Raw genomic sequence first — 25806 nt, 5'->3', positions numbered from 1 at the left:
ATCGTGCAGCGCCTCAGATCAAGCCGTCCTCTTCCAGCATCGGCCGATACTTACGGCTGACCGGGACGAGATCGCTATTGACCAGACGCAGGAAGATCTTGCCCTCGGACCGCTCAACACCCGCCACGGCATCATCGCAAACCCAATGCGACCGGTGCGAGCAATGGCCCGCAACAGGCTCCATCTCATCAATGGCATCGGTAAAACGAGAGCGGATCGTAAAAGTTCCCTCGGATGTAACAACGTCCACATTGTGGTCGCGCACGGTCAGGCGGTAGAACTCACCCTGAAAACTCTCGGGCAGACGGCGCGCAAGCCGTGGCATCGGCTTTAGCTCAGGTTCGGCTTCGACCTTGCCATCATGCCATTCGGCCCGACGCACCAGCAACAGGCCTGTGGCAAACAATATGCCGTAACTGGCAACAGTAGCCATCTCAGGCGCCATATGACCACCCCAGGTGAACAGCAACCACGCCAAAAGCCAGAGGGTCGGAGTGAACATCGCAAGAATCACAACCGCATAGGCCAGATCTCGTGCGGGCAGCTGCTCCAAAACCTGATGTCGTTCAATCACATTCCGCGCCGCCCAAATGGCGGCCAATGCCAAAACCAAAACGCCGGCCCAAAACAGCAAACGCAGGGGAAAAGACAGCTCTGCAGCCAGAAAAGGGGGGAATACGTAGGCAAGCAAGGGCAGGAACACAACGCCTGCGACCACCCGCTGTGGGGTGCAATGAGAACGCAATAGCCCGATGTATAACGTCATACTCACAGAACAGCGCCCAAGACCCAGTCAGGACATCTTGGACAGCCACGGTATTTACTCGGCAACTGACTGGGAAATAACGGATATCATGAATTGAGGTCCTGTAAAACACAATTCATGCATGGGCTTGAACGCAGGCCGCTGACCCCGGCCCGCGTCTCGTCAGAGTCGGACCGCAAGGCACGGTCCGACGACGTCGTGGATCAGGCTGTCAGGCCTTCAGGCTCTGGCAGGCCGTTCGCGCGGCAGCACGCGGTCAGAGTGTTGGCCAGCAGGCAGGCGATGGTCATCGGACCCACGCCACCCGGAACCGGAGTGATCGCGCCTGCGCGCTCAGCGGCGCTGGCGTAGTCGACGTCACCGACCAGCTTGTTTTTGCCGTCACGCTCGATGCGGTTGATGCCCACGTCGATCACGGTTGCGCCTTCTTTGATCCAATCGCCCGGAACCATCTCAGGGCGGCCTACAGCTGCGACAACGATGTCAGCGCGGCGTACAACGTCCGGAAGGTCCTTGGTGCGCGAATGCGCGATGGTCACGGTGCAGCTGTCACCTAGCAGCAGTTGCGCCATCGGCTTGCCCACTATGTTCGAGCGGCCAATCACAACCGCATCCATACCCGACAGCGAGCCGTGGTAGTCGCGAAGCATCATCAGGCAGCCAAGAGGGGTGCAGGGAACCATCGACTTCTGACCGGTACCCAGCAGACCCACATTCGAGATGTGGAAGCCATCAACGTCCTTGGCCGGATCGATAGAGTTGATCACCAGATCTTCGTTCAGGTGCTTGGGCAGAGGCAGCTGCACCAGAATACCGTGAACCGCAGGATCGTTGTTTAGCTTGTCGATCAGCGCCAGAAGGTCATCTTCCGAGGTGTCGGCGTCCAGCTTGTGCTCGTACGAGTTCATGCCGACCTCAACGGTCTGCTTGCCCTTTGAGCGCACATATACCTGGCTTGCCGGGTCTTCGCCCACCAGAACCACTGCCAGACCGGGCGTGATGCCGTTTTCTTCTTTCAGCTTTGCAACCTGATCGGCCACTTGCGCGCGCACTTTCGCCGCAAAGGCTTTGCCGTCGATAACCTGGGCTACCATCCTGTGATCCCTTCTTTCCAAAAACGGATCGGGCGCAGAGCGCCCGGGTGTTCAGTCAGGGCCAATCACGCGCTCTTCGCGGGCAATCGACCAGTCAATCAAAATGCGCCAAAGCTTTTCGGCCAGATCCGGGTCCATGCCCAACTGATCCGAGCTTGCGCGCACACGTTGCACCACCTCTTCGACACGGTCCGGTATTCGGGCCGGAAGGCCTTCGCCTGGCTTCAACTGTGAGGCGCGATCGATATATTCCGCGCGCATCACCAACATCTCGATCAGTTGGCGGTCCAGCTTGTCGATCTGAACGCGCAAGTCCTGCATCGTCTCACAGTCTTGCGGCGGTGTCAGAGTGGGCATCGTGATCTCCTCATGGCCCGGGGTGTAATCCCCGGACCACGAGATGGTTCAAAAATCGGCTTAGAACAAGCCCTCAATCTGACCTTCTTCGTTGAGACGGATTGTCTCAGCGGCAGGTTTGCGCGGCAGACCCGGCATGGTCATGATCTCACCGCAGACAACCACGATGAAGCCGGCACCTGCGGACAGACGAACTTCACGTACCGGAACCGAGTGGCCGGTGGGTGCGCCACGCAGGGTCGGGTCGGTCGAGAACGAGTATTGGGTTTTCGCCATGCAGACCGGCAGGTTGCCATATCCGGCTGCTTCCCATTCCTTCAGCTGGTTGCGGATCTTGTTATCTGCCAGAACCTCGTCCGCGCGGTAGATGCGCTTGGCGATGGTTTCGACTTTCTCGAACAGAGGCATGTCGTCGGGGTAGATCGGCGCGAAGTTCGCGGTGCCACCTTCAACGATTTCAACAACTTTCTCAGCCAGAGGCGCCGAGCCTTCGGAGCCCAGCTCCCAGTGACGCGACAGTACCGCTTCAACACCGTGCTCGGCGCAGTAGCTCTTGACCGCTTCAACTTCAGCATCTGTGTCGGTGACGAAGTGGTTGATGGCGACAACAACCGGCACACCGAAGGACTTCACGTTCTCGATGTGACGGCCGAGGTTGGCACAGCCAGACTGAACCGCGTCGACGTTTTCGGCACCCAGATCGGCTTTTGCAACGCCGCCGTTCATCTTCATCGCGCGCACGGTGGCGACCAAAACAACGGCCGACGGTGCGATACCGGCTTTGCGGCACTTGATGTTCATGAACTTCTCGGCACCCAGGTCAGCACCGAAACCGGCTTCGGTCACGACATAGTCAGCAACCTTCAGAGCGGTTTTGGTCGCGATGACCGAGTTACAGCCGTGCGCGATATTCGCAAACGGGCCGCCATGGACGAAGGCCGGGTTGTTTTCCAGCGTCTGCACCAGGTTCGGCTGCATTGCGTCCTTCAGCAGAACGGTCATTGCGCCTTCTGCCTTGATGTCGCGGCAGTAAACCGGGGTCTTGTCACGGCGGTAAGCAACGATGATGTCGCCCAGACGCTTTTCCAGGTCTTTCAGGTCGTTTGCAAGGCACAGGATCGCCATAACCTCGGACGCAACGGTGATGTCAAAGCCTGCTTCACGCGGGAAGCCGTTCGACACGCCACCCAACGACGCCGTGATCTGACGCAGAGCACGGTCGTTCATGTCGACCACACGACGCCATGCAACGCGGCGGACGTCGATCTCAGCTTCATTGCCCCAGTAGATGTGGTTGTCGATCATCGCCGATAGCAGCGAGTGCGCCGAAGTGATCGCGTGGAAGTCACCTGTGAAGTGCAGGTTCATTTCTTCCATCGGAACAACCTGAGCGTAACCGCCACCCGCAGCGCCGCCCTTCATGCCGAAGTTCGGGCCAAGCGAGGCTTCACGGATACAGATCATCGCGTTTTTGCCGATGCGGTTCAGGCCGTCGCCCAGACCCACGGTGGTGGTGGTCTTGCCTTCACCCGCAGGGGTCGGGTTGATCGCGGTGACCAGGATCAGCTTGCCATCTTCGCGGTCCTGGACCGAGTTGATGAAGTCCTGGCTGACCTTCGCTTTGTCGTGGCCGTAAGGCAGCAGATCGGCAGATTCGATACCGATCTTTGCGCCGATTTCCTGAATCGGCTTCTTGTTCGCTTCGCGCGCGATTTCGATGTCAGATTTGTAGCTCATTGGGCAGGGTCCCTGATTGAATGCCGTGCAAAACCGACGCGGCGCGTCGGTGCTGTCAAACCCATACAGTTGCATACCCAAGCAGTGGCTAAGGATTCCGACATATTCGTGCCGCGAAACGGCGTCGCCCGATTTCAAGCGTTTCCAATCGGAAACGAATGAGCGCTATGGCTGCCAGAGCGGCTGATCGGGAACAAACAGCTGCAAACGATCGCCGATATGCAGAACTCCGGGCCGTTCGACCCATCCCGTGATCCCCCGCCGCCCCTGCGCGGCCGGTTTGAAGGCGGCACCGTAGCCGCTGTGATCCGCCTCGATCTCACGTCCGGGTAGGACACAAGGTGCATTTTCCATATCGACGGTAATCGTCAAATCCGCCTCGGACCGAAGGCGCGAAGACGGCGGGATATGGGAAAAATCAGGAATACCCTTCAACACGATCGAAGCCCCTAGATAGGATGGATCAAGCTTGTCCATTTCCATCGCGGCGGCGATCTCCGACAGCTCTTCGGCTGACAGAATCGACACCTGACGGACATTCCGAATCTCGGTGCCTTTCGGGTAAACATTGCTGACACGCACGCAGGAAGCACGGTTGAGCCCCTCGTGCCGTGCGCCCTGCACCCCGTCAAAGCCAAACTCCAACCCCTCAACGGGCTGAGCGCGCAGCGACTCACCGGCCGGGACGCGCCCCAACCAGACGACCTCGGCAGAGTATTCGGTTTCACGCAGGAACGGCATGGGGTTTTCCTTCTTCATCCATCTGCCCGCATAATGACCAGCAGTTGGCGGATGAAAAGAAAAAACCCGAGGTTTGGACCTCGGGTTTTTCTTGTCTATGCGGTTGGCTCCGGCTCCATCCCACCTTCGGGCGGAGATTTCTTGGGTTTGGTCTTGGGAATGGCCGTGACGCTGGGCGCGCTGCCCTGATCCGGGCTGTCGCCCTCGTCATCGCCTTCGGTCGGCGCATCGCCATTCATGACCCGCTTGATCTCGTCGCCGGTCAGGGTTTCGTATTCCAACAGGCCCTGCGCCAGGCGCTCCCATTCCTCACTCTTGTCGGTCAGGATCTGGTGGGCGCGCTCATAGCCCTGTTGGATCAGGCGCTTCACCTCTTCCTCGATCAGCTCTTTGGTATGGGCAGAGACCGAGAAACCAGCGGTGTTGCCCGAGTAGCCTTCATGGGCTTCGGCGTAGTCGATATTGCCGACCTTGTCCGACATACCCCAGCGCATCACCATCGCGCGCGCCAACTGGCTGGCCTGCATGATGTCACCCGCCGGACCATTTGAAACATGGTCTTCGCCATATTTGATGACTTCGGCCGCCTTGCCCGCCATGGTCATGGCCAGCTTCTGCTCACACTCATCACGGTGATAGTTCAGGCGATCCATTTCGGGCAGCGAGACAACCATACCCAGCGCGCCACCACGCGGGATTATCGTCGCCTTGTAGACCGGATCGCACATCGGCAGTTCCAGACCAACAACAGCATGGCCAGCCTCGTGATACGCGGTCTTTTCTTTTTGATCCTGGGTCAGCACCATCGAGCGGCGCTCTGCCCCCATCATCACCTTGTCCTTGGCGTTCTCGAAGTCCTCCATGGTGACAAAGCGGCGGCCCACACGGGCGGCCATCAGCGCGGCCTCGTTCACAAGGTTCGCTAGATCGGCACCCGAAAAGCCCGGAGTACCGCGCGCGATGATGCGCAGGTCAACATCAGGGCCCAGAGGCGTCTTGCGCGCATGCACGCCCAAGATCTTCTCACGGCCTTTGATGTCGGGGTTCCCAACGGTCACGTTCCGGTCGAAACGGCCGGGACGCAGCAGAGCCGGGTCCAGAACGTCTTTACGGTTGGTCGCGGCCAGAATGATCACACCTTCGTTGGCCTCAAAACCGTCCATCTCGACCAGCAATTGGTTGAGGGTCTGTTCGCGTTCGTCGTTACCACCGCCATAGCCGGCACCACGATGGCGACCCACGGCGTCAATTTCGTCGATAAACACGATACAAGGCGCGTTCTTCTTGGCCTGTTCGAACATGTCACGGACACGGCTCGCACCAACACCCACGAACATTTCAACGAAGTCAGAACCCGAGATGGTGAAGAACGGCACACCCGCCTCCCCCGCAATCGCACGGGCCAGGAGCGTTTTACCAGTACCCGGAGGACCAACCAGCAACGCACCTTTTGGGATCTTGCCACCCAGACGGCTGAATTTCTGCGGGTTGCGCAGGAACTCAACGATCTCTTCCAGCTCTTCCTTGGCTTCGTCGATGCCAGCAACGTCATCAAAGGTCACGCGGCCGTGCTTTTCGGTCAGCATCTTAGCCTTGGACTTGCCAAAGCCCATCGCGCCGCCTTTGCCGCCGCCCTGCATCCGGTTCATGAAATAGACCCAGACGCCGATCAGCAGCAGGAAGGGCAGCAGAGTGATCAGGAACGATTGGAAGCCTGATTGCTGCTGCTTGACCGCTTCGACAGGGATCTGTTCGTCGATCAGTAGCTTCGTGACCTCGGCGTCACCGGGTTTGATCGTGGTGTAATTCGCGCCGCTTTGTGTGGTGTAGCGAATTTGCTCACCATCCAGCGTGACGTTCTTGACTTCACCGCTTTGAACGGCGCTGACAAAGTCGGAATAGGTGCGTTCATTGCCCTGAAGTGTCCCGCCCGGTCCGCTGAACAGGTTGAACAGTGCAAGGATCAGCAGGAACAGAACGACCCAGAAGGCGATATTACGAGCGTTGCCCAAGGAAATTCTCCTAAAAGATTTCGGCAGACAAGGACCTGCCGGGTTGCTTCTTAAAATAGAGAGGATTGGCTGAGGTTCAATGCGATAAAAAAGATGCGTGAAACTCAGGCCAATCAGGGGCCAGATCAGCGCGCCAGCCATTGGCGAATCCGGCTAGGGGTGCGGCCTCAAGAATATCGCCCCTCCAAACCGCCGGAGACGCTTGCAAAGCAAGCCGTGGACGCCCCGTGGCACGCCAGTCGGGCAGCATCTGTAAGCCGTTTTCACCAAGTGCCCGAATCTCGGCCCCCGGATTATCGGCGCCGGACAGCACCCAGCGCGCGTCCCATGTACCCGTGATTTTCGCGGTCAGGCCGTCAACCGCGTTGAATTCCCTGCATATCCACTGTTTTTCTACCTGAGAAAACAGCAAACAGCCCCCAATCGCGCCGGAATTTCCGCTCAAGATGGCCTGCAAGGCCTGATCCACAGTCGATTGGCGCGGCGGGTAACCTGGACCAGCGATCCATGAAACAGCGCCGACCAGAACCCGTCGGCGGATTTCTTCGGGCAGCGCGGCAAAGCCCTCGCGATCCAGCACAACGGACCCGGCATCGACCGTGGCAACCCGTTGGGCGGAGTCCTGCGCATAGCGTTCCAGCGCCTCACGCGCTTGTGTGAGGTTGTCGGCAACGCGCGTCAGGGTTTCAGCCGAAATACCAAGCGGCTTTAAATCAGATACGGCTTGCCGCGCCTTGATCCGATCAAAGCGGGTATCCTGATTCGAGGGATCCTCGACCCACTGCGCGCCGATCTCGGTTAAACATGTCCGCAGCCGGTCCCGAGTGACCCCCAACATAGGACGCAACAGGTCGACCCCATCGCGGGTTCGGATGGTCGGCATACCCGACAGTCCCGTCACCCCGGCCGAACGGGCCAGTCGCATAAGAAGTGTTTCGGCCTGATCTTCCGCCGTATGGCCCAATGCAATAGCGCTGATGTCGTTGCTCTTCGCCCACTCGGTCAACAAGGCATACCGCGCCTGCCGGGCCTGATCCTGCAGGTTGCCTGCACCATCCCAGCCCTGCCAACGCAAAGTGTCGTGGGGGATACCCAACGCGGCGGCCTGTTTTGCAACCGTTCGGGCCTCATCCGCGGACTCAGCGCGTAAACCGTGGTCGACCGTGGCGGCGAATAGCTCCACCCCCTCATCCAACGCAATGCGGTGCAAAAGGTGCATAAGTGCGACAGAGTCCCCTCCGCCCGAGACCGCGACGCCCAGACGCTCTGGCAACCGTTCAGGCAACCTGGCGCGCAGGTCTGTTGCCAGTGTGTCGACTGGCGGGGTCAAGAACACCCCAAAGAGGCCATTTCCTGCACTGCACTGGTGGCTTGACCCGAGGCCGGGAAACGCACGCCAACCTCGGACAAGGTGATACAGGCTTGATCGGTCTGGCCCAAGCGACCCAAAGCAGCGCCAAGTTCGAACAGAGCTTCGGGCGCCACAGCTCCTTCGGAATCTCCGGTGAAGCTGGCGAGGAATGCACGCGCGGCCTCGCGCGTGTCCCCAAGCCCTTCGAGCGCTTTGCCGCGGTTCAAATGCGCCTCGGGCGCAAGCGGGCTGCCGGGATATGAAGTGTCAAATTGTGCGAACATCGTGGCAGCAGTCTGGAAATCACCATCGGCCAGCGCCTGCGACGCATCGTCAAAATCCGCTCGCTCGCCAACGGCCAGTTCGCCCTGGTCCGAAGTGTTCGGTTCCGTTGGAGCGGGTGTGATGGCAGCGGTGGATTCCCCTTCGCCACCTAAGGTGGAGGTCTCACCCAGTGTCGACAGATCGCCGCCTTCCAGCTCGACCAGACGGAATTCAAGATCGCCGATCCGGTTGGTGCCGTCGGCCACGATGTTCTGGACACGCTGGTTCAGTTGCTCGGTCTGACGAGTCAGGCGCTGCAGCTCGGCCTCAATCGCATCCACGCGTTCAAGGATCGAGCTACCAGACAGGTTCGGCGCAGGAGAGCCGGTGGTCGAAAACTCACGCTTCAGGCGCTGTATCTCGACATGCAGCACGGTCAGCTCCTGACGGATATCCGCCAGGGTCTGCTGATCCTGCGCCTGCGCCACGCCCGCTGTTGCCACAACTGCGGCCAGAACCCATCCTGCAACTCTCATCGTCTTACCCCAAGGTTGAACCGGTCAGCACCGTCACCGCGCGGCGGTTTTTGGAATAGCAGTCTTCGGTACTGCAAATCTCGATCGGGCGTTCTTTTCCGAAGCTCACGGTCGTCAGACGGTTGCCCGCCACGCCACGCGAAATCAGGTATTCACGCGCCGCGTTGGCCCGACGTGCGCCCAGCGCAAGGTTGTACTCCCGCGTGCCCTGCTCATCCGCGTGACCTTCGATGGTTGCCACGTAATCCGGGTTGGCCAGCAGCCATTCCGCCTGCCCTTGCAGAACCGTCTGCGCCTGCGGCGACAGGGTGGACTGATCGACCGCGAACAGGACACGATCCCCGACCGTCTGCTGGAAATACGCGGGCGAGCGCGGATCACTAGGAGAACCCGCCACGATCGAACCGCTACCACCAGCGCCGCCGCCACCCAAAGCCGAAGGATCGTTGTTTGTGCAGGCCGCGACCACGCTCAGCGCGCCCAAGGCCAGGATTTTGCCCAATACGTTCATCTCAAGTGCCTCGTTGTTTTGTTTGTTGCCGCCTGTCTATCACAGCGACTGTTTCTTGTGAACTTTGCCGCGCATTGGCGGCGATCAATTCTGCAATGGCCCCCAGGACGGGTCGCTACCGCCATCCGGCGTTCGCACGGGGCGCAGGTTCCGACCCGAGATATCCACGGAATAGAGCGTCGCCCGACCGCTTGCGCCCTGTGTTTCGCGGGTGAACATGATGACGCGACCGTTTGGCGACCAGGTCGGGCCTTCGTCCAGGAAGGAGGATGTAAGCAGGCGTTCCTCGCTGCCATCGGTGCGCATTACTCCGATATGGAAGCGGCCTTTGTTCTGCTTGGTGAATGCAATCAGATCACCACGCGGCGACCAGACCGGGGTACCATACCGCCCCTGACCAAAGCTGATCCGCGTCGCTTCGCCGCCGTTTGCCGCCATCACATAAAGCTGCGGCGTACCTGAGCGGTCGCTTTCAAACACGATCTGGCTGCCATCTGGCGAATAGCTGGGCGCGGTTTCGATCGCAGGCGTATTGGTCAAGCGCGTACTCTGACCCGAGGCCAGATCCATCCGCCACAGATCGGTATTGCCACCCTGAATCAGTGAATACACAATCGACCGCCCGTCCGGCGAAAAGCGCGGAGAAAAGCTCATAGTGCCGTCTTGCGTTCGCAGCTCGCGCCGCTGCACACGACCGACATCCAGAATGTAGATCCGCGGGCTGCCGCTTTCGTAGCTGGTGTAGAGCAGTTGCTCGCCCGTCGGCGAAAAGCGCGGGGCCAGAACGATGGCCGCGCTATCCGTCATATACTGAACATTGGCCCCATCATAATCCATGATCGCCAGACGCTTGAGGCGCTGGTTCTTCGGGCCGCTTTCTGACACGAACGCAACGCGACTATCGAAATAGGCGCCTTCACCGGTGATACGGCTGTAAACCTGATCAGCAACCTTATGCGCCATGCGCCGCCAGCCATCCGTGGTGCCCGCCAGCTGCAGACCGTTCCCAAGTTCCTGCCCCGAGAACACATCCCAGACCCGGAACCGAACCGTCAGCCGCTTGCCCGAAACATTCACCGCCCCTGTCACCAATGCCTGTGCGTTGATCGCTTTCCAATCTGCGAACTGGACCGGAGCGTCAAAGCTGCTAACTCGGCTGATAAACGCGTCTGAGGAGATTTCGCGGAACAACCCCGTTCCGGTCAAATCCGCCGCAACAACACGCGAGATATCGTTGGCGAACTGCGTCGCTGCTGGGCCGTCGGGCACGAAGTTGGGAACCGCAAAGGGCATCGGCTCGATGATGCCTTCGTCGATTTCCAACCGCAGGGGGCTGTTCTGAGCGTAAACCGGGGCCGACACCAGGGTCAGCCCAAGAAAGAGGCTGGTCAGAAGTTTCATCATTTGATCCGCATCCTCTCGGGATTGAATGTAATCTCAATATCCTGCCAGTGATCGTATTTGTCAGCAGGCAGATCATATCCACGCGCGCCACAGCGCAAAATTGCGCGTCGGGCCGCCTGATAGGCTTGATTTTCGGCACCCGAAGCACCGCCAGAGCTGTTCAGCAACCGAATGCTCTCGCTGATAATCGTGCCATCACGATTGAGCGAGAACGCAACCGTCACCACCACGTTCAGCGCATCGGTCGACAGCGATCCGACATTCCAGCACCGCGACACGGCAACGCGCATCGCGTCTTTTTCACCGCTGGTGAGCGGTGGGCCGGCGGGTTCAGTTCCGCCCGCCAATGCCTCGGACAGTGCGTCATTGATTGCGTCACTATTATCCGGCGCAGGCGTTGGCGTGGGGGTTTCCGCGGTCGGTTCCGGAGTTTCTGCAACCTCAGGCGCGGGTTCAGGACGGTTGGGCCGCACACGCGGACGCGGAGAGGTCAGTGGCGCTGGCTCGTTGGTCTCTTCGGCCTCGGTCACAATCTCGGGCGCGGCTTCTTCCGGGGCCGTCTGATCCTGCTGCTCTTGCTGCGTCTCAGCGCCTTCGTCCAAGGAAACCGGGGGCGTTTCCACCTCATCCGGTTCAGCCTCGGGCGGAGGCGGCGCGATGGCCTCGGGGGCGACACGCTCAGCCGGGCTGGGTTGCGCTTCAGGTCCCGGCGGCACCGGCAAGGCGGCCGTTTCCGGTTCCGTCAATGTCGGAGGTTCTTCGGGCAACTCAGGTTCAGGCGGAACCTCGACCGTTTCGGGGTCAGTTTCAGGTTCCGGCTCTTCGGGTGTTACGGGTTCAGGACGTGGCTGTTCTTCCGGTGTCACCTCAGGAGTGCTGACCTCAGGCTCTGGCGCGTCGGGTTGTTCCAGAGTGCCCGGAGACTCCGGCAGCTCAGGCGCATCGCGCTGCGCCGTGAGCGCTGCGAATTGCTCAGCCGAAATCACGGAAACATCCTGCACTTGTGTCGGCAGCGGCTCGGACCGGAAGGTGCCGCCGAACAACGCCCAGCCGATCAGGCTGACATGCGCAATCGCTGAAATCTTGGTGCCGGTATCCACCGCGCGACCCCACCTTTACCCATCGTCCAGCGTCGGCCCGCCGGTATCCGTCACCAGACCCACATTGGAAAATCCGCCCGCATTTAGTGCGCCCATCACCTGCATCACCTGAGCGTAGGGGATCGCCCCATCCGCCCGCAGGAAGACACGGTCACTGCTGCGCTCTGCCGCGATGGCGCGCAGCCGTCCAATCAACTCTTCGCGCGCGATATCCGTGGTCTGGATCTGAATGCGGCCATCGGCGGTCAGCGTGACGGTCAGTGGTTCCTCACTATCGCCAGGTAAGGCGCTTGCTGCAGTCTTGGGCAGATCAACCGGCACACCAACGGTCAGCAAAGGTGCTGCGACCATGAAGATGATCAACAGCACCAGCATGACGTCGACAAAAGGCGTGACGTTGATTTCAGCCATAGGCTGAGCGCGACCGCGTCGCCGTCCGCGCCTGCGTCCGTTCCCGCCCGAGCTTTGCTGAACCGCCGCACCCATCGCTTAGCTGTCCAACTGGCGCGACAGGATGGTGGCGAATTCATCGGCAAAGGCCTCATAGCCTCCAACGATCCGGTCACTATCCGCGCTAAGCTTGTTGTAGAAAATCACCGCCGGGATCGCGGCCAGCAGGCCGAGACCAGTTGCCAGCAGCGCCTCGGCAATGCCGGGCGCCACAACCGCGAGGTTGGTATTCTGCTGCTCGGCAATCTCGATAAAGGCGTTCATGATGCCCCAGACTGTGCCGAACAGACCAATGAACGGAGCGGTTGAGCCGACAGTCGCCAGGATCGGCAGACCTTTCTGCAGTGTCTCCGCCTCTTTCGCGATGGCCACATCCATGGACCGGTCGATCCGAGCTGTCGCCCCGGCGATCAAGCCTCCATCTGTGCGGTGCGACCTGCGCCATTCGATCATGCCAGCCGCAAATATCTTCTCGGAACTGCCATCGGGCTGCGAACCGATCTGCCCAAACAGCTCATCCAGAGGGTTCCCAGACCAGAAGCTCTCATCAAACTTTTGCGCCTCACGACGGGCCGCGCGATAGTTGATGAGTTTCTGAATGATGATGCCCCAAGACCAGATCGACGCCGCGATCAGCATCAGCATCACCAGTTTTACGATAAAGGTCGCGCGGGCATACAGCCCCCACATGGAGAAATCGATCTCCTGCGCCAGCGCCAGCGTTTCAGCTTCCATGAACCTGCTCTTTTTTGCCTGATGGCCGTTTGTTTGGCCTTGTTTTGCCAAACGCTAACGCAGTTGGGGCTGAAAAGCCAACAGAACCACCCCGGGCTGCGAAAATGTTACATCAATGCGCGAATCTCTGCCGGGAGGCGGATCGGCTTTCCGTCTTTGTTGATGCAAACCGCCGTGACCGAAGCGCGGAAAATATCGGTCTCACCCCGTTTCACCAGTTGCGCCATGGTCAGGCGCACGCCGGAAATCTCGGTCACTTCTGTTTCGACGATCAATTCGTCATCAAACTTGGCAGGCGACAGGTAGTCAGCCTCGACCCGCCGTACGACCCAAACGATCCCCTCATCCCGCATGGCGTTCTGGTCATTGCCCAAACGGCGCACCCAATCCGAGCGCGCACGTTCGATGTAACGCAGGTAGTTCGCGTGATAGACGACACCGCCCATGTCGGTGTCTTCATAGTAAACGCGAACCGGAAAGATATGCTTCATTGCGGCAGCTCCAACCGGGCAAACAGGCGCAGCGCGTGCGAGGCATCCTGCGCCGCCCCCGGCAAGATCGGATCGTAAGCGGCCCGGATCAGGCCTGCAATATCCGGACGCAGGATCGTCGCCTCACCCGCCACAGCCAGAGGCGACTGGGTTCGAAACGCCTTGTCCGACCACAGCAGAATGGTCTGCACCACCTGACTGAGCGCCAGAGTCTCGGCCGGGACTTTGGACAGTTCTTTATCCATGCGGAGAAATACAAAGGCCGCGCGGATCGCGCCATCTTCTTCGAACCGGAAGATCCGGTACTGATTGGCATCCGCCGCGACCAGACGCTCAACCAAAGGCGCAAGATCGGGGATAAGGCGATCCAGATCCGGGACCTCCAGCAGTTCCTGCCAGTCGCGGAAGAAAAAGACCATGCAATTGGCGCCCAGCTCTGGGTCCGTTTCGGCCATCTTGTGACCGGCCAGCGTCACCACGGCCTCGAACGCGCCTTTGACGGTTGCCAGCGTCTCATCCTCGACACCGAAAACGATCGGTACGATGGGACGACCCCACCGCGCAAACAGGAACTCTCCGCTTTCGCGCGTAAACAGCGCCTCGATCTCGTCCGTTGTCACGCCCAGCCTTTCATCTTTATAACAATGCTCTCACAGAAGGCTTAAAATCTCTGGGCGCTGCCTTCAACCAAACAGATCGCTCTGATCCTTTGGCGCAGCCATGCCCAAATGCGCCCAAGCCTTTTGCGCCAACATCCGCCCGCGTGGTGTGCGCTGGATCAGCCCCTGCTGCAGCAAATATGGCTCGATCACTTCCTCAAGCGAGTCGCGACTTTCCGACAAGGCCGCCGACATCGTCTCAATCCCAACCGGACCACCACCATAATTCTCGGCGACCAGTTTCAGATACCGACGGTCCGCGCCGTCCAACCCGAGATGATCCACACCCAAGCGGGTCAGCGCCCCATCGGCCAATTCGCGCGTAATCCGCCCGTCGCCTTCGACGATGGCAAAATCCACCACGCGCCGCAGCAAACGACCCGCGATCCGAGGCGTCCCACGCGACCTGCGCGCAATTTCACGCGCGCCGTCGTCGTCTGCTGGCGCGCCCAGTTTGCGTGCGTTGCGGGTGACGATCTCGTGCAATTCACCGACCGTGTAGAACTGCAACCGAGTCGGAATACCAAAACGGTCGCGCAGCGGCGTGGTCAGCAGACCCATCCGCGTGGTGGCTCCAACCAGCGTAAACGGCTGCAATTCAATCCGAACGGTTCGCGCTGCTGGACCTTCGCCAATGACCAGATCGAGTTCGAAATCTTCCATCGCAGGATAGAGAACTTCCTCAACCGCCGGGTTCAAGCGATGGATTTCATCGATGAACAGAACATCCCGCGCTTCCAGATTGGTCAGGATCGCCGCCAGGTCGCCCGCCTTGGCCAGAACCGGGCCGGAGGTCATACGGAAATTCACGCCCAACTCGCGCGCCATGATCTGCGCCAACGTGGTTTTCCCCAAACCCGGGGGACCATGGAACAGCGTATGATCCATCGCCTCGCCGCGCTGCTTGGCGGATTGGATGAAGATGCGCAGGTTTGCACGCGCCTCGGCCTGCCCAATGAACTCATCCAAGCCCTGCGGGCGTAGGGCGCGGTCATTATCCTCGGGCAGAGGGTCAGGCCGCAGCGTGGGATCGGCGTCTACCATTCAATCACCCTTTCGGAGCCAGCAGCTTGAGCGCCGCGCGGATCAACTCAGCCTCGCCCGCGTCGGGCAGATTGGCCGCCGCCTCCGCCACGGCCGAGGCCGCCTCGGATGGGCCATATCCCAGATTAGACAAGGCCGACAACGCCCCCGCAGAGGCCGCCGCCGACCCCGAGGCCGGTTTTGCGGTCCGTTTCGGTGCTGGTTGCGGCTCGACGGGTTCAACAACTTCCAACGCTGGGCCATCCATCGCCTCGGTCACAGTGCCGCCCATCGCCATAACGCCCGGCGCCTTGTCCTTGAGGTCCAGCACGATGCGCTGCGCGGTCTTCGGACCGACCCCCTTGGCAGCCTTCACCGCGCCCCAATCGCCCAGAGCAATCGCGCGGCTTACCCCATCCGGTCCCAACGCGCTGAGAATGGCCAGCGAGACCTTGGCCCCGACGCCCTGAACCGAACACAGCAGTCTATGCCATTCCTTCTCGATCAGTGAGAGAAACCCGTAAAGCTGCATCAGGTCCTCACGCACAACCATGTCGGTGTAGATCGAGACCGCCTCACCCACGCCCGGCAAGGCAGCCATGGTCCTGTCCGAGCAGTAAACGATGTAACCCACGCCCCGCACGTCGATCAGGACGTGGTCTGCGGCGCGATAGTCCAGACGCCCTGTCAGTTTACCGATCATGCCCTCACCTCTTTCACACGCGGCTGTTGTGTCTTGCCGTAATACGCATGACAGATCGCGATCGCCAATGCATCCGCCGCATCCGCGCCCTTGGGCAAACACCCTGGCAGCTGCAGCTTGACCATGTGCAGGACCTGCTCTTTCTCGGCATGCCCAACGCCAACGACGGTTTTCTTGACCCGGTTCGGGGCATATTCGCCCACCGGCAGCCCGGCCTGCGCCAGCGTCAGCAAGGCCACGCCACGCGCCTGACCGAGTTTGAGCGTCCCGGCACCATCCTTGTTCACGAAAGTCTGCTCAATCGCAGCTTGGTCGGGCCTAAATTCGGCGATGACCTCGACAATCTGATTGTGCAGAGACAGCAGCCGCTCACCCAGATCATCCCCGTCAGATTTGCACAAACCGTTCGAAACGTGGCTCAACCGGCTGCCATTTGATTCGATGACGCCCCATCCCATGGTCCTAAGACCCGGATCAATGCCCAGAATTCGCATGCTTCGCCTCAGCCCGCTCGGGTTTTGTGATCTTTTTTCAACGGATAGCACGAAGCGTGAACATTTTCCAAGCGAATTGACCCTAAGTCTGAAAACGACGCCGCCATCCTGCGCGCGACACAAAGGACGGTTTGCGACTTCGAAAAGTCTGAAATCGACACTTTTATGAACCCATTTTAATCAAGTTTTTAAGGTGCTTACAGATTCAGCAAGCGTTGCAAAAACTGCATAGGACACATGCAAAAATTGCTATTGCGGAGACAAATCTTCGACACTAGATGCCGCTCAGATCGCAAGATCAAATGTTCACACAAACCAGAAGGAAACAGGATATGGCTGCACTGGACTCGACCCGCATCGCCACCACTGGCTCATTCGGCCTCGTTGGCCGTATCGGCGCATTTTTCACATCGGTTGCACATGCCGCCGTCGATTGGAATGACGCCCGCGTAACACGCAACGTGCTGACCGGTCTGAGCGACCGCGAACTGGATGATATCGGCCTGTGCCGCGGCGACATCGACGTCATCGCCGAAGGCCGCCGGTAAGACGACCCTCTCGCTATACGCCCCTTTCTCCTCCCTGTGAGGCACAAAGAAACACCGCGAGCCGAAAGGCCGCGGTGTTTTCTGTTTCAGCTGGTGCTTAGTAGAGAACTTTGTTGAGCTGAACCGAGAGGAACTGTGAAACCGGGTCGATCTGCATGATCCAGGCGCCTGCCTGTTCGACCTGTGTGCCCTCTTTCAGGCTGTCGATGCGGTATTGATATCCTGAGGGGCCAAGGTTGGACAAAAGAAACGCTTTGAACGCGAAAACTGCCAGCAGACTAAACAGCAGAACTTTGGCCGGAACCGCAGAGCGAACCCTTTGCGGCTTCATCACTACCAAGCCATCTTTGCGCATCGTCGCGCGATAGCCTTTGCTGAGCTTCGAGTGCTTCTTGTTCAGACGCTGAACGCGCTGATCGAATTCCAGTTGTTTTCCCGCCATGGCAGCCTCCACAAACCGCCCCCCATCAAAATGATTAAAAAAGGGTAAGCACAGATTGCGACAAAAACGTGGCGCGACTCTAGAAAACTCCTGTAAATGGCCCTGATTTAGCCCTGTTTGCTTAAGATTAGCGTCGTCCATTCACCAATCTCACCTCGATGGTGCAGATTGAAGCCATTCTGAGAATAGACCTGAACCACGTCATCGGCCTGTTCGTTCAGGATTCCCGACAGGATTGCATAGCCCTCAGCCCGCAGATTCGCCGAGATTTCCGGCGACAGAGCGACCAGCGGACCCTTCAGGATGTTGGCGAAAATCAAGTCATAGGGCGCGTGCGCGTTCAGGTCCGGGTGATCGAAGCCAGCGGCCTCGACACAGTGAACCTGACCGGACATGCCATTGGCCTTCAGGTTCGCTTCGGCCACATCAACGGCAACTTGATCAATATCACTGGCGATGATGTCGCCTTCCCAGACACGCGCAGCCGCCATGGCCAGCACGGCAGTCCCACACCCGATATCGGCGACTTTGCTGGCCGAGAACCCTTCGTCCAGTAACTGATCCAGCGCCTTCAGACAGCCCAGAGTGGTTCCGTGGTGGCCGGTACCAAAGGCCATCGCGGCCTCGATCAACAGGGGGATGCGGTCTTCGGGCAGTTTGTCGGCATCGTGGCTGCCATAGACAAAGAAACGGCCCGCTTCGACCGGGGCCAGTTCGCGGCGCACATGGGCGACCCAGTCGGTTTCGGGCAGTTCAGACACCACAAAGCGCTTGGCCTCAAACGCCGCAGCCAGCACGGCCAGCGCCGTCTCATCAGGGGCTTCGGTGAAATACCCGCCAACCTCCCACAGGCCTGAGCCATCTTCGACCTCAAAAACGCCAACGCCAGTGGGTTCGGGATCCAGACGCTCCATCGCTTCGCCAAGACCTTCGGCGGGTTTCTTGCCGGTCAGCGTGGTAAGAGCGGTGAATGTGGGCATGGGGGCCTCCTGTCTGGGTCACGACAGCGCCTAGGGCGTGGGCCGCGCGAGGTCAAGCTCTTGCGCCTATTCGGCGGGGGCCGGCGCGTACTTGGTCAGGATCGTCTCATTGCCCGGTTCAGGATGGCGCGGGATCAGCAGAGACAGGGCGAGCGAGATCATTGCCATCGCCGCCGCCAGTGCAAACACTGCACCCGGTGAGGCCACCCAAAGCAACCCAAGCAGCGCAGGCAGGAACACGGCCGCGATATGGTTGATGGTAAACGCCACGGCGGCCGTCGGTGCGATATCGGCGGGATCGGCGATTTTCTGAAAATAGGTCTTCAGGGCCAAAGCCAGCGCGAACAGTACATGGTCGATCACATAGAGTGTCGCGGCTAAAACCACGCCCCACCCAAACCAGTAGATGCCACCATAGGCTGCGAAAACGATGGCCAGCCCGGCATATTCGAAGATCAGCGTCCGACGTTCACCAAATTTGGACACCGCTTTGCCCAGCATCGGAGCCGCGGCCATATTGATCACGAGGTTGATCAGATACAGGCTGGTGAGTTCGTGCACCTCGAACCCGAATTTCTCGACCATCATGAAGCCAGCAAACACCACAAAGATCTGACGGCGCGCGCCCGCCATGAATTGGAGCGCGTAATACAGCCAGTAGCGTTTGCGCAGGATCAGCTTTTTGGTCTGCGGCGTCGGCGCGTCGAATTGCGGATAGGCTAGCAGACAAAACAGAGCCAGCAGCGCCGTCGCACCGCCCGCCATCATGAAGACGAAGTTATAGGACAGGTCGAAACGGTCCCATGTCAGGACGATCAGCCCATAGACCACTGCCGTCGCCGCCGAGCCCATTGCCACCAGCCATCCCAGAATCTGCGGCGCACGGTCCTTTGGCAGCCATTGCAACTGCAGCGACTGGTTGACCGTCTCGTAGTAGTGAAACCCTATCGAGCTGAAGAGCGTTACGAACAACAGCCCACCAAGGCTTGGGAACCATGCAGTCACCGCCGTCGCCACTCCCAACATCATCAGCGAGATCATGGCCAGCACCTGTTCCCGCACAAAGATGATCACAGCGATCACACCTACGGCCAGAAAACCCGGTATTTCCCGCACCGTGTGCAGCAAGCCGATATCCGCGCCATCGAAATTCGCCACTTCGATGACAAAGTTGTTCAAAAGCGCGCTCCACCCATTGAACGCAATGGGCATAGTCAGCGCCATCATGAACAGCAGCGTGATCGGGCGGCGCCAGAACGGCAGGCTTTGCGCCTCGGAAAGTGGCATGGGTTTCAACATGCGACTCCCTCTACGCCGATTTTTGCGCTTTGGCGAGAGGAGAGATCCCGACGCACATCCGCTCTGCGCCTGTGCAGAGGTCAGTAAAAGTTCTGCGGGTCGATATCGACGGTCAGGCGGATATCCCCTTTCAGGCGCAGCGGCGCGATCCAGCGGGCGATGGCGTCCTGAATGGGCGCGCCCTTGGGGGCCTTGACCAAAAGGCGCACGCGATGCCTGCCTCGGATGCGGGCAATCGGTGCAGGCGCTGGACCAAAGACCTGAGCGCCAATCTCACGCAGCGGCGCATCATTGCGCGCCATCGCGTTACCGATGTCAAAGACCGGAGCGACCTCGGGGCCAGACAGCACGATCCCTGCCATGCGCCCATAGGGCGGCACACCAGCGGCTTGGCGACCCGCGGCCTCGGCCTTCCAGAAGCCTTCCTCATCACCCGACAGAATGGCGCGGATCACCGGATGCTCGGGCTGAAACGTCTGCAACAGCGCCTGCCCCGGCTTATCCGCGCGCCCCGCACGTCCCGCCACCTGTCGCATCAATTGAAACGTCCGCTCAGCCGCGCGCAAATCCGCTCCATGCAGGCTGAGATCGGCATCAATAACCCCCACCAGCGTCAGCTTGGGAAAGTTATGCCCCTTGGCTACCAGCTGCGTGCCGATGACGATATCCGCATCCCCTTCGGCGATCTCTTCGATCTTGGCCTTCAACGCACGGGCCGAGCCGAACAGGTCGGAACTGAGCATCGCAATCTTGGCCTGGGGGAACGTCGCCTCGGCCTCCTCCGCCAGCCGCTCGATCCCCGGCCCGACCGGGGCCAGTTTCCCTTCGACCCCGCAAGAGGGGCATGCCTCGGGCATCGGTTTGGTCTCGCCGCATTGATGGCACATCAGGCGTTTGAGGAACCGATGTTCCACCATCCGCGCGTCGCAGTGATCACAGGCGATCTGCTCCCCACAGGCCCGGCACAGTGTCACCGGCGCGTAGCCCCGACGATTGATGAACAGCAGCGACTGTTCGCCTTTTTCGATGCGCTGCCGCACCGCCTGCCGCAAGGACGGAGAAATCCACGTCCCCGGCTGCATCTGCTCGGCCCGCATGTCGATCGACTTCATCTCGGGCAGAACCGCCGCCCCGAAGCGCGAGGTCAGGTCCAGCCGCTCATACTTGCCCGCCTCGGCATTGGCCCAGCTTTCCAACGAGGGCGTCGCGCTGGCCAGAATCACCCGCCCGCCGCAAATGGCCGAGCGCAGAACCGCCATGTCCCGCGCACTGTAATGCACGCCGTCTTCCTGTTTGTACGAGGTATCGTGTTCCTCATCGACCACAACCAGACCCAAGTCACGGAATGGCAGGAACAGGGCCGAGCGCGCGCCTACGACAAGTTGCGCATCGCCCTGCCCGACCATCCGCCAGACACGGCGACGTTCGGTCATTGTGGCCCCCGAATGCCACTCGGCTGGGCGGGCACCAAACCGGGCCTCGACGCGGGTCAGAAATTCTGCAGTCAGCGCAATCTCGGGCAGCAGAACCAGCGCCTGTCGCCCCATGCGCAATGCTTCGGCGACAGCCTCCAGATAGACCTCGGTCTTGCCCGAACCCGTCACACCTTTTAGCAGCGTTGTGCCATAGTTGCCGGTCCGCTGGCCCGCCTGCAGACGCGCCACGGCTGTCGCCTGGTCCTCGGTCAGGTCTTTACCGGGCAACTCGGGATCGAGAAAGGGATAAGGCAAATCGCGTGGACTGTTCTCTTCCCGAACCGCGCCCAGTTTGACCAAGCCTTTGACGACAGAGGTGGTTACCCCGGCCTGCTCGGCCAGTTCCTTCAAGGTGAAGACCAGCCCGCCATATTCTTTCAACACCTCGAGCACCCGGGTGCGGGCATCGGTCATTCGATCAGGCTCGGCAGTCCCTAGCCGGTAGACCTTGCGCATCGAGGGCGGATCCCCCAAGCCCGGCGCGCGAGTCGCAAGGCGCAGCATCGCAGGCATCGGTGTCAGCGTGTAGTCCGCCACCTTTCCCAGAAACACCCGCATCTCGTCGCGCATGGGCGCAACTTCAAGCACCCGGATCACGGACCGTGCTTTGGTCAAATCGAACCCGCCCTGCCCCGGTCCCCAAACTACGCCCAGCACCTTGCGCGGCCCCAATGGCACCTCGACAAACGCGCCTAAAAAGCACCCACCTTCGGGCGCTTTGTAATCCAACGTTCGGTCCAGCGGCTGGGTTGTCAGAACCGCAATCAGCTCTCCTTCGTCGAAAAATCCGTTAGCGCTCACAGCATATCCTATGCAGGGGGTTCCAGCAGGGGTCTCTTTGAGGTAAAGCCATCCGCGACCAAGGCCAACCCATCAAAGGACTGCCCGCATGAAATTCTTCGTAGACACCGCCGAGATCGACGCCATTGCCGAACTGAACGACCTGGGCATGGTGGACGGCGTCACCACCAACCCTTCGCTGATCCTGAAATCAGGCCGCGACATACTGGAAGTCACCAAAGAGATCTGTGATCTGGTCGACGGCCCCGTCTCGGCCGAAGTTGTCGCCACCGAGGCCGACGAAATGATCGCTGAAGGCCGCAAGCTGGCCAAGATCGCGCCAAACATCGCGGTCAAAGTACCGTTGACATGGGCCGGTCTTAAAACCTGCAAAACCCTCAGCGACGAAGGCCAGATGGTCAACGTGACCCTGTGCTTCTCGACCAACCAAGCTCTTTTGGCAGCCAAGGCGGGCGCGACCTTCATCTCGCCCTTCATTGGGCGTCTCGATGACATCAACCTCGACGGCATGGACCTGATCGCTGATATCCGTCAGGTCTATGACAACTACGGGTTCGAGACCGAAATCCTCGCTGCCTCGATCCGCACCGTGAATCACGTGACCGACAGCGCGCGCATCGGTGCCGACGTGATCACCGCACCGCCCGCCGTCATCAAGAAGCTGGCCGACCACCCGCTGACAGATAAAGGTCTGGAAACCTTCCTGGCAGACTGGGCCAAAACCGGTCAGAAAATCCTCTGACCCTTTGCACGACCTCGCGGTGCCGACAGGCACCGCGCGCGGCCCAACTGTGCGGGGCTGATCTCAGATCAGCGCCAAACAGGCGGGAGCGCTCCGGACACAGCGCAAAACGAATTCCACCCAGAAGTGCATTTTTCCCAAGGTAATTCCGGTTGGCCGTGCTATAAGCCGCCAAAACAAAAAACGACCGGACGGGAAATGAGCAGCAACCCAAAACTCGAGGACAACCTCCGAGCCGCGATTCTGGCCAAGCCTGATGCTTTGCTGGATGACAAAGATCTGATGCAGGCACTGGTGGACGCCAATGAACAGGCCCGAGGCGACAACGTCATCGACCTGCGCGGCATCGCCATGCAACGGCTCGAGGCCAGACTGGACCGCTTGGAAGACACGCATCGGTCTGTTATCGCCGCAGCCTATGAAAACCTGGCGGGGACCAATCAGGTCCACCGCGCCATTCTGCGTCTTCTGGAACCGGTTGAGTTCGAAGACTTCCTGCGCGTGCTTGGCCAGGATGTCGCCGAAATCCTGCGGGTCCAGCGCATCACACTGGTGCTTGAAACCACCGCCCTTATGGACGATCCCGCGATCGACAAGCTGGGCGGCACGCTGACCGTTGTAGAACCAGGCTTTGTCGACCAATACCTCACCTATGATCGCGGCGGTCCCGCGCGCGATGTCATCTTGCGCGAAATCGATAGGCCCAACCAACGGGTATTCGGCACTCTTGCCGCTCAACTCAGGTCCGAGGCCTGCCTGAAGCTAGATCTCGGCCCCGGTCGCCTGCCCGGTCTGATTGTCATGGGGGCCTCGGACCCGAGGCACTTCACGCCGCAACTTGGCACCGACCTACTGTCGTTTTTTGCTGGCGTGTTCGAACGCTCGATGCGCCACTGGCTGTCGTGAGCCTGATCTCGCCAGCTTGCCGAGACGCCCTCCAACACTGGTTGGAGAGCCTGGGCGCACTGGCGGGACGGTCTCAGAACACCCAAACCGCATATCGCGGGGATGTCACCGATTTCCTCTCCTTCATGACCCTCCACCATGGAGACCGCCAGGGCATCGCCGCACTCGAACGCATCACAGTTTCGGACATGCGTGCCTGGATGGCCGATCAGCGCCAAAGCGGTGTGGGCGCGCGCTCTCTGGCCCGAAAGCTGTCAGCCGTCAAAAGCTTCTACCGTTGGCTGGCCGAGCGTGAAGGGTTCGAGCCAACAGCCGTCCTTTCGACCCGCGCGCCGAAATTCACCAAAAAGCTCCCCCGCCCTCTGGCCGAGGACGCAGCCCGCGCCATGATCGAAACGGTTGAGTTGCAATCCAGCAATGACTGGGTTTCGGCCCGTGATGTGGCTGTTGTCACGCTGCTCTACGGCTGCGGATTGCGCATCTCCGAGGCGCTGTCACTGACCGGCGCAGATGCCCCCCTGCCGGCAACCCTACGCATTACAGGCAAAGGCGACAAAGAAAGGATCGTCCCGGTTCTTCCGGCCGCGCGCGAAGCGGTGGACCACTATCTCCAACTCTGCCCGTATCCGAAATCGGACAACCTTGCCCTGTTTCGCGGTGTCCGGGGTGGAGCGCTCAATCCCCGCGCGATCCAAGAGGTCATGTCCAAGGCCCGCATGCAGCTCGGCCTACCCGCGACCGCAACGCCTCATGCCATGCGGCATAGTTTTGCTACGCATCTGCTCTCAGCCGGTGGGGACTTGCGCGCTATTCAAGAGCTCCTAGGCCACGCCTCGCTCTCCACCACCCAGACCTATACGGCCGTCGATACCGCCCGCCTGATGGAGGTCTACAACCGCGCCCACCCAAAGGCCTGAGGTTCAAAAGCATACCGTCCTCAATGTCCTTGCAACCAAACTGTCTTTTTGCTTTGCATCTGCCCCTCACATCCTTCATGACACGGGCATGACACTTAGATTCAAAGCGCTTGCCGTTCATCTTTTCACCGCAACCGGAGCCGTTTTCGCAATGCTCGCCATGCTGGCGGCCGTGGATGAAAAATGGAGCCTGATGTATCTGTGGCTTGTGGTGTCCTTCATCGTCGACGGCATCGACGGCCCCTTGGCCCGCCACTATCATGTCAAGAAAAACGCGCCCGAGTTTGATGGTGTCCTGTTGGACCTGATCATCGACTACCTGACCTATGTGTTCATACCGGCTTATGCGCTGTTCAAATCCGGCTTGATGGATGGTTGGACCGGATGGTTTGCGATCATCGTCATCACCTTTGCCAGCGCCATGTACTTTGCCGACACGCGGATGAAGACCAAGGACAACTCATTCTCCGGCTTCCCCGGATGCTGGAACATGTTCGTCATCGTGATCTTCGCGCTCGAGCCGAACTTCTGGGTCAGCCTCGTTCTGGTAACCCTTTTGTCCGTCGCCATGTTCCTGCCATTGAAATTCGTCCACCCTGTCCGCACCGAACGCTGGCGCAGTGTCACCCTGCCCATGGCTCTGGCCTGGACCTTCTTTGCCGGATGGGCGGCCTGGGTAGATTTCCACCCCGAAAGCTGGGCGCATTGGGGACTGGTTGTAACCAGCCTGTATCTGGTCTTCGCAGGCATTGCGCAGCAGATCATTCCGCAACGCAAAAGCGCGGATTACAAAACGTCCTGAACCTCAAACTCCGTCCCGTTATGGGTGAAGACGTCGCCCGCCTGCAGGCCAATCATGGCCAGATAAATCGGGCTCTGGGTTGAGATACCCATATAGGTCTTGCCGTCCACATCGAAGCGAGTGGTCGAGACGCAGACAACAAAACGGCGATTGTTGAACTTGATGACCGCACCGGGCTGAACCGTATCGGTGATACCGAAATTTGTGTTCTCGATCACGTCGATCTTGGCATGATGCGCATGTACTGGCGCGTCAAACGCCGCAGCAAGGTCCGCATTCTCGCGCGACGCGGCGATATCATCCTTGTCATGCCCTTCTCGGTCATCCAGTTGGGCATCTTTCAAAAAGGCGTCGTAATGCGCCTGGGCCGTGGCCAGTTCCTGCGCCTCCAGAGACATCAGACGGTCAATAATGGCTTTCTTTTCTGCGGCGCGTTCTGCTTGGTCGGTCATTCAATAGGATCCTT

Annotated in this window: 28 protein-coding genes; 5 read left to right on the top strand and 23 right to left on the bottom strand. The window is 59.8% G+C overall.

Features of this window, described 5'->3' with window-relative positions:
- Positions 1–13 precede the first annotated feature (13 nt).
- From ACR0JF_RS10160 to ruvC, 18 genes are all read right to left on the bottom strand, one after another.
- A complete protein-coding gene (locus ACR0JF_RS10160; protein WP_170660076.1) occupies positions 14–766 on the bottom strand; it encodes a LytTR family DNA-binding domain-containing protein in 753 nt (250 codons plus the stop codon).
- Positions 767–969: 203 nt separating this feature from the next.
- Complete coding sequence (gene folD, locus ACR0JF_RS10155) at positions 970–1860, bottom strand: bifunctional methylenetetrahydrofolate dehydrogenase/methenyltetrahydrofolate cyclohydrolase FolD (protein WP_170554688.1); 891 nt, start codon at positions 1858–1860, stop codon at positions 970–972.
- 51 nt (positions 1861–1911) lie between these two features.
- Positions 1912–2217 (bottom strand): chorismate mutase, encoded by a 306-nt coding sequence (locus ACR0JF_RS10150; protein WP_170659941.1) that lies wholly within the window; start codon positions 2215–2217, stop codon positions 1912–1914.
- 60 nt (positions 2218–2277) lie between these two features.
- A complete protein-coding gene (locus ACR0JF_RS10145) occupies positions 2278–3954 on the bottom strand; it encodes a formate--tetrahydrofolate ligase (protein ID WP_170377819.1) in 1677 nt (558 codons plus the stop codon).
- A gap of 165 nt (positions 3955–4119) precedes the next feature.
- Positions 4120–4695 carry an MOSC domain-containing protein gene (locus tag ACR0JF_RS10140; protein WP_170660075.1) on the bottom strand — a complete coding sequence of 192 codons (576 nt, stop codon included), beginning with the start codon at positions 4693–4695 and terminating at the stop codon, positions 4120–4122.
- Between the two features lie 95 nt (positions 4696–4790).
- On the bottom strand, positions 4791–6707 hold the full coding sequence (gene ftsH, locus ACR0JF_RS10135; protein ID WP_170639309.1) for an ATP-dependent zinc metalloprotease FtsH: 1917 nt from the start codon (positions 6705–6707) through the stop codon (positions 4791–4793).
- Positions 6708–6783: 76 nt separating this feature from the next.
- Positions 6784–8043, bottom strand: a complete 1260-nt coding sequence (tilS, locus tag ACR0JF_RS10130; protein WP_480669231.1) for a tRNA lysidine(34) synthetase TilS — start codon at positions 8041–8043, stop codon at positions 6784–6786.
- Entirely contained in the window at positions 8034–8858 is an 825-nt protein-coding gene (ybgF, locus tag ACR0JF_RS10125; protein WP_170659939.1) for a tol-pal system protein YbgF, read from the bottom strand. The genes tilS and ybgF overlap by 10 nt, the downstream gene beginning before the upstream one ends.
- 4 nt (positions 8859–8862) lie before the next feature.
- Positions 8863–9369 (bottom strand): peptidoglycan-associated lipoprotein Pal, encoded by a 507-nt coding sequence (gene pal, locus ACR0JF_RS10120; RefSeq protein WP_170377811.1) that lies wholly within the window; start codon positions 9367–9369, stop codon positions 8863–8865.
- Between the two features lie 84 nt (positions 9370–9453).
- On the bottom strand, positions 9454–10773 hold the full coding sequence (tolB, locus tag ACR0JF_RS10115; protein WP_170489481.1) for a Tol-Pal system beta propeller repeat protein TolB: 1320 nt from the start codon (positions 10771–10773) through the stop codon (positions 9454–9456).
- Entirely contained in the window at positions 10770–11873 is a 1104-nt protein-coding gene (locus ACR0JF_RS10110) for an energy transducer TonB (protein ID WP_170659938.1), read from the bottom strand. Before ACR0JF_RS10110 ends, tolB begins: the two co-directional genes overlap by 4 nt.
- A 15-nt stretch (positions 11874–11888) precedes the next feature.
- Positions 11889–12359: a protein TolR gene (gene tolR / locus ACR0JF_RS10105; RefSeq protein WP_170472004.1), complete on the bottom strand. Its 471-nt coding sequence runs from the start codon at positions 12357–12359 to the stop codon at positions 11889–11891.
- A gap of 3 nt (positions 12360–12362) precedes the next feature.
- The gene (gene tolQ / locus ACR0JF_RS10100; protein ID WP_170659937.1) at positions 12363–13058 is read right to left on the bottom strand and encodes a protein TolQ; all 696 of its coding nucleotides are present in this window, start codon (positions 13056–13058) and stop codon (positions 12363–12365) included.
- Between the two features lie 107 nt (positions 13059–13165).
- Positions 13166–13549, bottom strand: a complete 384-nt coding sequence (gene ybgC / locus ACR0JF_RS10095; protein ID WP_170472006.1) for a tol-pal system-associated acyl-CoA thioesterase — start codon at positions 13547–13549, stop codon at positions 13166–13168.
- A complete protein-coding gene (locus ACR0JF_RS10090; protein WP_170659936.1) occupies positions 13546–14169 on the bottom strand; it encodes a hypothetical protein in 624 nt (207 codons plus the stop codon). Before ACR0JF_RS10090 ends, ybgC begins: the two co-directional genes overlap by 4 nt.
- Positions 14170–14232: 63 nt before the next feature.
- A complete protein-coding gene (gene ruvB, locus ACR0JF_RS10085) occupies positions 14233–15252 on the bottom strand; it encodes a Holliday junction branch migration DNA helicase RuvB (RefSeq protein ID WP_170659935.1) in 1020 nt (339 codons plus the stop codon).
- Positions 15253–15256: 4 nt separating this feature from the next.
- On the bottom strand, positions 15257–15934 hold the full coding sequence (gene ruvA / locus ACR0JF_RS10080) for a Holliday junction branch migration protein RuvA (RefSeq protein ID WP_170659934.1): 678 nt from the start codon (positions 15932–15934) through the stop codon (positions 15257–15259).
- Positions 15931–16428, bottom strand: a complete 498-nt coding sequence (ruvC, locus tag ACR0JF_RS10075; RefSeq protein WP_170659933.1) for a crossover junction endodeoxyribonuclease RuvC — start codon at positions 16426–16428, stop codon at positions 15931–15933. The genes ruvA and ruvC overlap by 4 nt, the downstream gene beginning before the upstream one ends.
- 332 nt (positions 16429–16760) lie before the next feature.
- On the opposite strand from ruvC, the gene ACR0JF_RS10070 reads away from it, so the two are divergent.
- A complete protein-coding gene (locus ACR0JF_RS10070) occupies positions 16761–16976 on the top strand; it encodes a DUF1127 domain-containing protein (protein ID WP_170472013.1) in 216 nt (71 codons plus the stop codon).
- A gap of 97 nt (positions 16977–17073) precedes the next feature.
- Here the strand turns inward: ACR0JF_RS10070 and ACR0JF_RS10065 are convergent, their stop codons facing one another.
- The 4 genes from ACR0JF_RS10065 to ACR0JF_RS10050 form a co-directional block, all read right to left on the bottom strand.
- A complete protein-coding gene (locus ACR0JF_RS10065; RefSeq protein ID WP_480669226.1) occupies positions 17074–17559 on the bottom strand; it encodes a hypothetical protein in 486 nt (161 codons plus the stop codon).
- Positions 17526–18398, bottom strand: a complete 873-nt coding sequence (locus ACR0JF_RS10060; RefSeq protein ID WP_170659932.1) for a 50S ribosomal protein L11 methyltransferase — start codon at positions 18396–18398, stop codon at positions 17526–17528. The genes ACR0JF_RS10065 and ACR0JF_RS10060 overlap by 34 nt, the downstream gene beginning before the upstream one ends.
- A gap of 66 nt (positions 18399–18464) precedes the next feature.
- Positions 18465–19697, bottom strand: coding sequence for an MFS transporter (locus ACR0JF_RS10055; RefSeq protein WP_170477551.1), 1233 nt, complete (start codon positions 19695–19697; stop codon positions 18465–18467).
- 80 nt (positions 19698–19777) lie between these two features.
- The gene (locus ACR0JF_RS10050) at positions 19778–21973 is read right to left on the bottom strand and encodes a primosomal protein N' (RefSeq protein WP_170659931.1); all 2196 of its coding nucleotides are present in this window, start codon (positions 21971–21973) and stop codon (positions 19778–19780) included.
- Between the two features lie 88 nt (positions 21974–22061).
- Here ACR0JF_RS10050 and fsa point away from each other — a divergent pair, with 88 nt between their 5' ends.
- From fsa to ACR0JF_RS10030, 4 genes are all read left to right on the top strand, one after another.
- Positions 22062–22715, top strand: coding sequence for a fructose-6-phosphate aldolase (fsa, locus tag ACR0JF_RS10045; protein ID WP_170659930.1), 654 nt, complete (start codon positions 22062–22064; stop codon positions 22713–22715).
- Positions 22716–22913: 198 nt separating this feature from the next.
- The gene (locus tag ACR0JF_RS10040) at positions 22914–23621 is read left to right on the top strand and encodes a DUF484 family protein (RefSeq protein ID WP_170659929.1); all 708 of its coding nucleotides are present in this window, start codon (positions 22914–22916) and stop codon (positions 23619–23621) included.
- Positions 23618–24538 (top strand): tyrosine recombinase XerC, encoded by a 921-nt coding sequence (locus ACR0JF_RS10035; protein ID WP_170659928.1) that lies wholly within the window; start codon positions 23618–23620, stop codon positions 24536–24538. Before ACR0JF_RS10040 ends, ACR0JF_RS10035 begins: the two co-directional genes overlap by 4 nt.
- A gap of 88 nt (positions 24539–24626) precedes the next feature.
- Entirely contained in the window at positions 24627–25340 is a 714-nt protein-coding gene (locus ACR0JF_RS10030; protein WP_170659927.1) for a CDP-alcohol phosphatidyltransferase family protein, read from the top strand.
- On the opposite strand, the gene ACR0JF_RS10025 is transcribed toward ACR0JF_RS10030, so the two are convergent.
- The gene (locus ACR0JF_RS10025; protein WP_170377775.1) at positions 25325–25792 is read right to left on the bottom strand and encodes a hypothetical protein; all 468 of its coding nucleotides are present in this window, start codon (positions 25790–25792) and stop codon (positions 25325–25327) included. The genes ACR0JF_RS10030 and ACR0JF_RS10025 overlap by 16 nt on opposite strands.
- Positions 25793–25806: the final 14 nt, after the last annotated feature.

The organism is Ruegeria sp. BG11 (assembly GCF_056538565.1).
Note: the sequence above shows the minus strand (reverse complement) of the source record. Positions and strands in the feature narration are given on the sequence as shown.

Bases quoted from the DNA above. Each gene is read 5' to 3' on its own strand.
- ACR0JF_RS10030 (WP_170659927.1), top strand. From the start codon at position 24,627: ATGACACTTAGATTCAAAGCGCTTGCCGTTCATCTTTTCACCGCAACC.
- ACR0JF_RS10065 (WP_480669226.1), bottom strand. From the start codon at position 17,559: ATGGACGACGCTAATCTTAAGCAAACAGGGCTAAATCAGGGCCATTTA.
- ruvC (WP_170659933.1), bottom strand. From the start codon at position 16,428: ATGCGAATTCTGGGCATTGATCCGGGTCTTAGGACCATGGGATGGGGC.
- tolB (WP_170489481.1), bottom strand. From the start codon at position 10,773: ATGATGAAACTTCTGACCAGCCTCTTTCTTGGGCTGACCCTGGTGTCG.
- ACR0JF_RS10150 (WP_170659941.1), bottom strand. From the start codon at position 2,217: ATGCCCACTCTGACACCGCCGCAAGACTGTGAGACGATGCAGGACTTG.
- ACR0JF_RS10040 (WP_170659929.1), top strand. From the start codon at position 22,914: ATGAGCAGCAACCCAAAACTCGAGGACAACCTCCGAGCCGCGATTCTG.
- ruvA (WP_170659934.1), bottom strand. From the start codon at position 15,934: ATGATCGGTAAACTGACAGGGCGTCTGGACTATCGCGCCGCAGACCAC.
- ACR0JF_RS10025 (WP_170377775.1), bottom strand. From the start codon at position 25,792: ATGACCGACCAAGCAGAACGCGCCGCAGAAAAGAAAGCCATTATTGAC.
- ACR0JF_RS10070 (WP_170472013.1), top strand. From the start codon at position 16,761: ATGGCTGCACTGGACTCGACCCGCATCGCCACCACTGGCTCATTCGGC.
- ACR0JF_RS10060 (WP_170659932.1), bottom strand. From the start codon at position 18,398: ATGCCCACATTCACCGCTCTTACCACGCTGACCGGCAAGAAACCCGCC.
- tolQ (WP_170659937.1), bottom strand. From the start codon at position 13,058: ATGGAAGCTGAAACGCTGGCGCTGGCGCAGGAGATCGATTTCTCCATG.
- folD (WP_170554688.1), bottom strand. From the start codon at position 1,860: ATGGTAGCCCAGGTTATCGACGGCAAAGCCTTTGCGGCGAAAGTGCGC.
- ACR0JF_RS10055 (WP_170477551.1), bottom strand. From the start codon at position 19,697: ATGTTGAAACCCATGCCACTTTCCGAGGCGCAAAGCCTGCCGTTCTGG.
- ybgC (WP_170472006.1), bottom strand. From the start codon at position 13,549: ATGAAGCATATCTTTCCGGTTCGCGTTTACTATGAAGACACCGACATG.
- pal (WP_170377811.1), bottom strand. From the start codon at position 9,369: ATGAACGTATTGGGCAAAATCCTGGCCTTGGGCGCGCTGAGCGTGGTC.
- ACR0JF_RS10145 (WP_170377819.1), bottom strand. From the start codon at position 3,954: ATGAGCTACAAATCTGACATCGAAATCGCGCGCGAAGCGAACAAGAAG.
- tolR (WP_170472004.1), bottom strand. From the start codon at position 12,359: ATGGGTGCGGCGGTTCAGCAAAGCTCGGGCGGGAACGGACGCAGGCGC.
- ruvB (WP_170659935.1), bottom strand. From the start codon at position 15,252: ATGGTAGACGCCGATCCCACGCTGCGGCCTGACCCTCTGCCCGAGGAT.
- ACR0JF_RS10160 (WP_170660076.1), bottom strand. From the start codon at position 766: ATGACGTTATACATCGGGCTATTGCGTTCTCATTGCACCCCACAGCGG.
- ACR0JF_RS10140 (WP_170660075.1), bottom strand. From the start codon at position 4,695: ATGCCGTTCCTGCGTGAAACCGAATACTCTGCCGAGGTCGTCTGGTTG.
- fsa (WP_170659930.1), top strand. From the start codon at position 22,062: ATGAAATTCTTCGTAGACACCGCCGAGATCGACGCCATTGCCGAACTG.
- ybgF (WP_170659939.1), bottom strand. From the start codon at position 8,858: ATGAGAGTTGCAGGATGGGTTCTGGCCGCAGTTGTGGCAACAGCGGGC.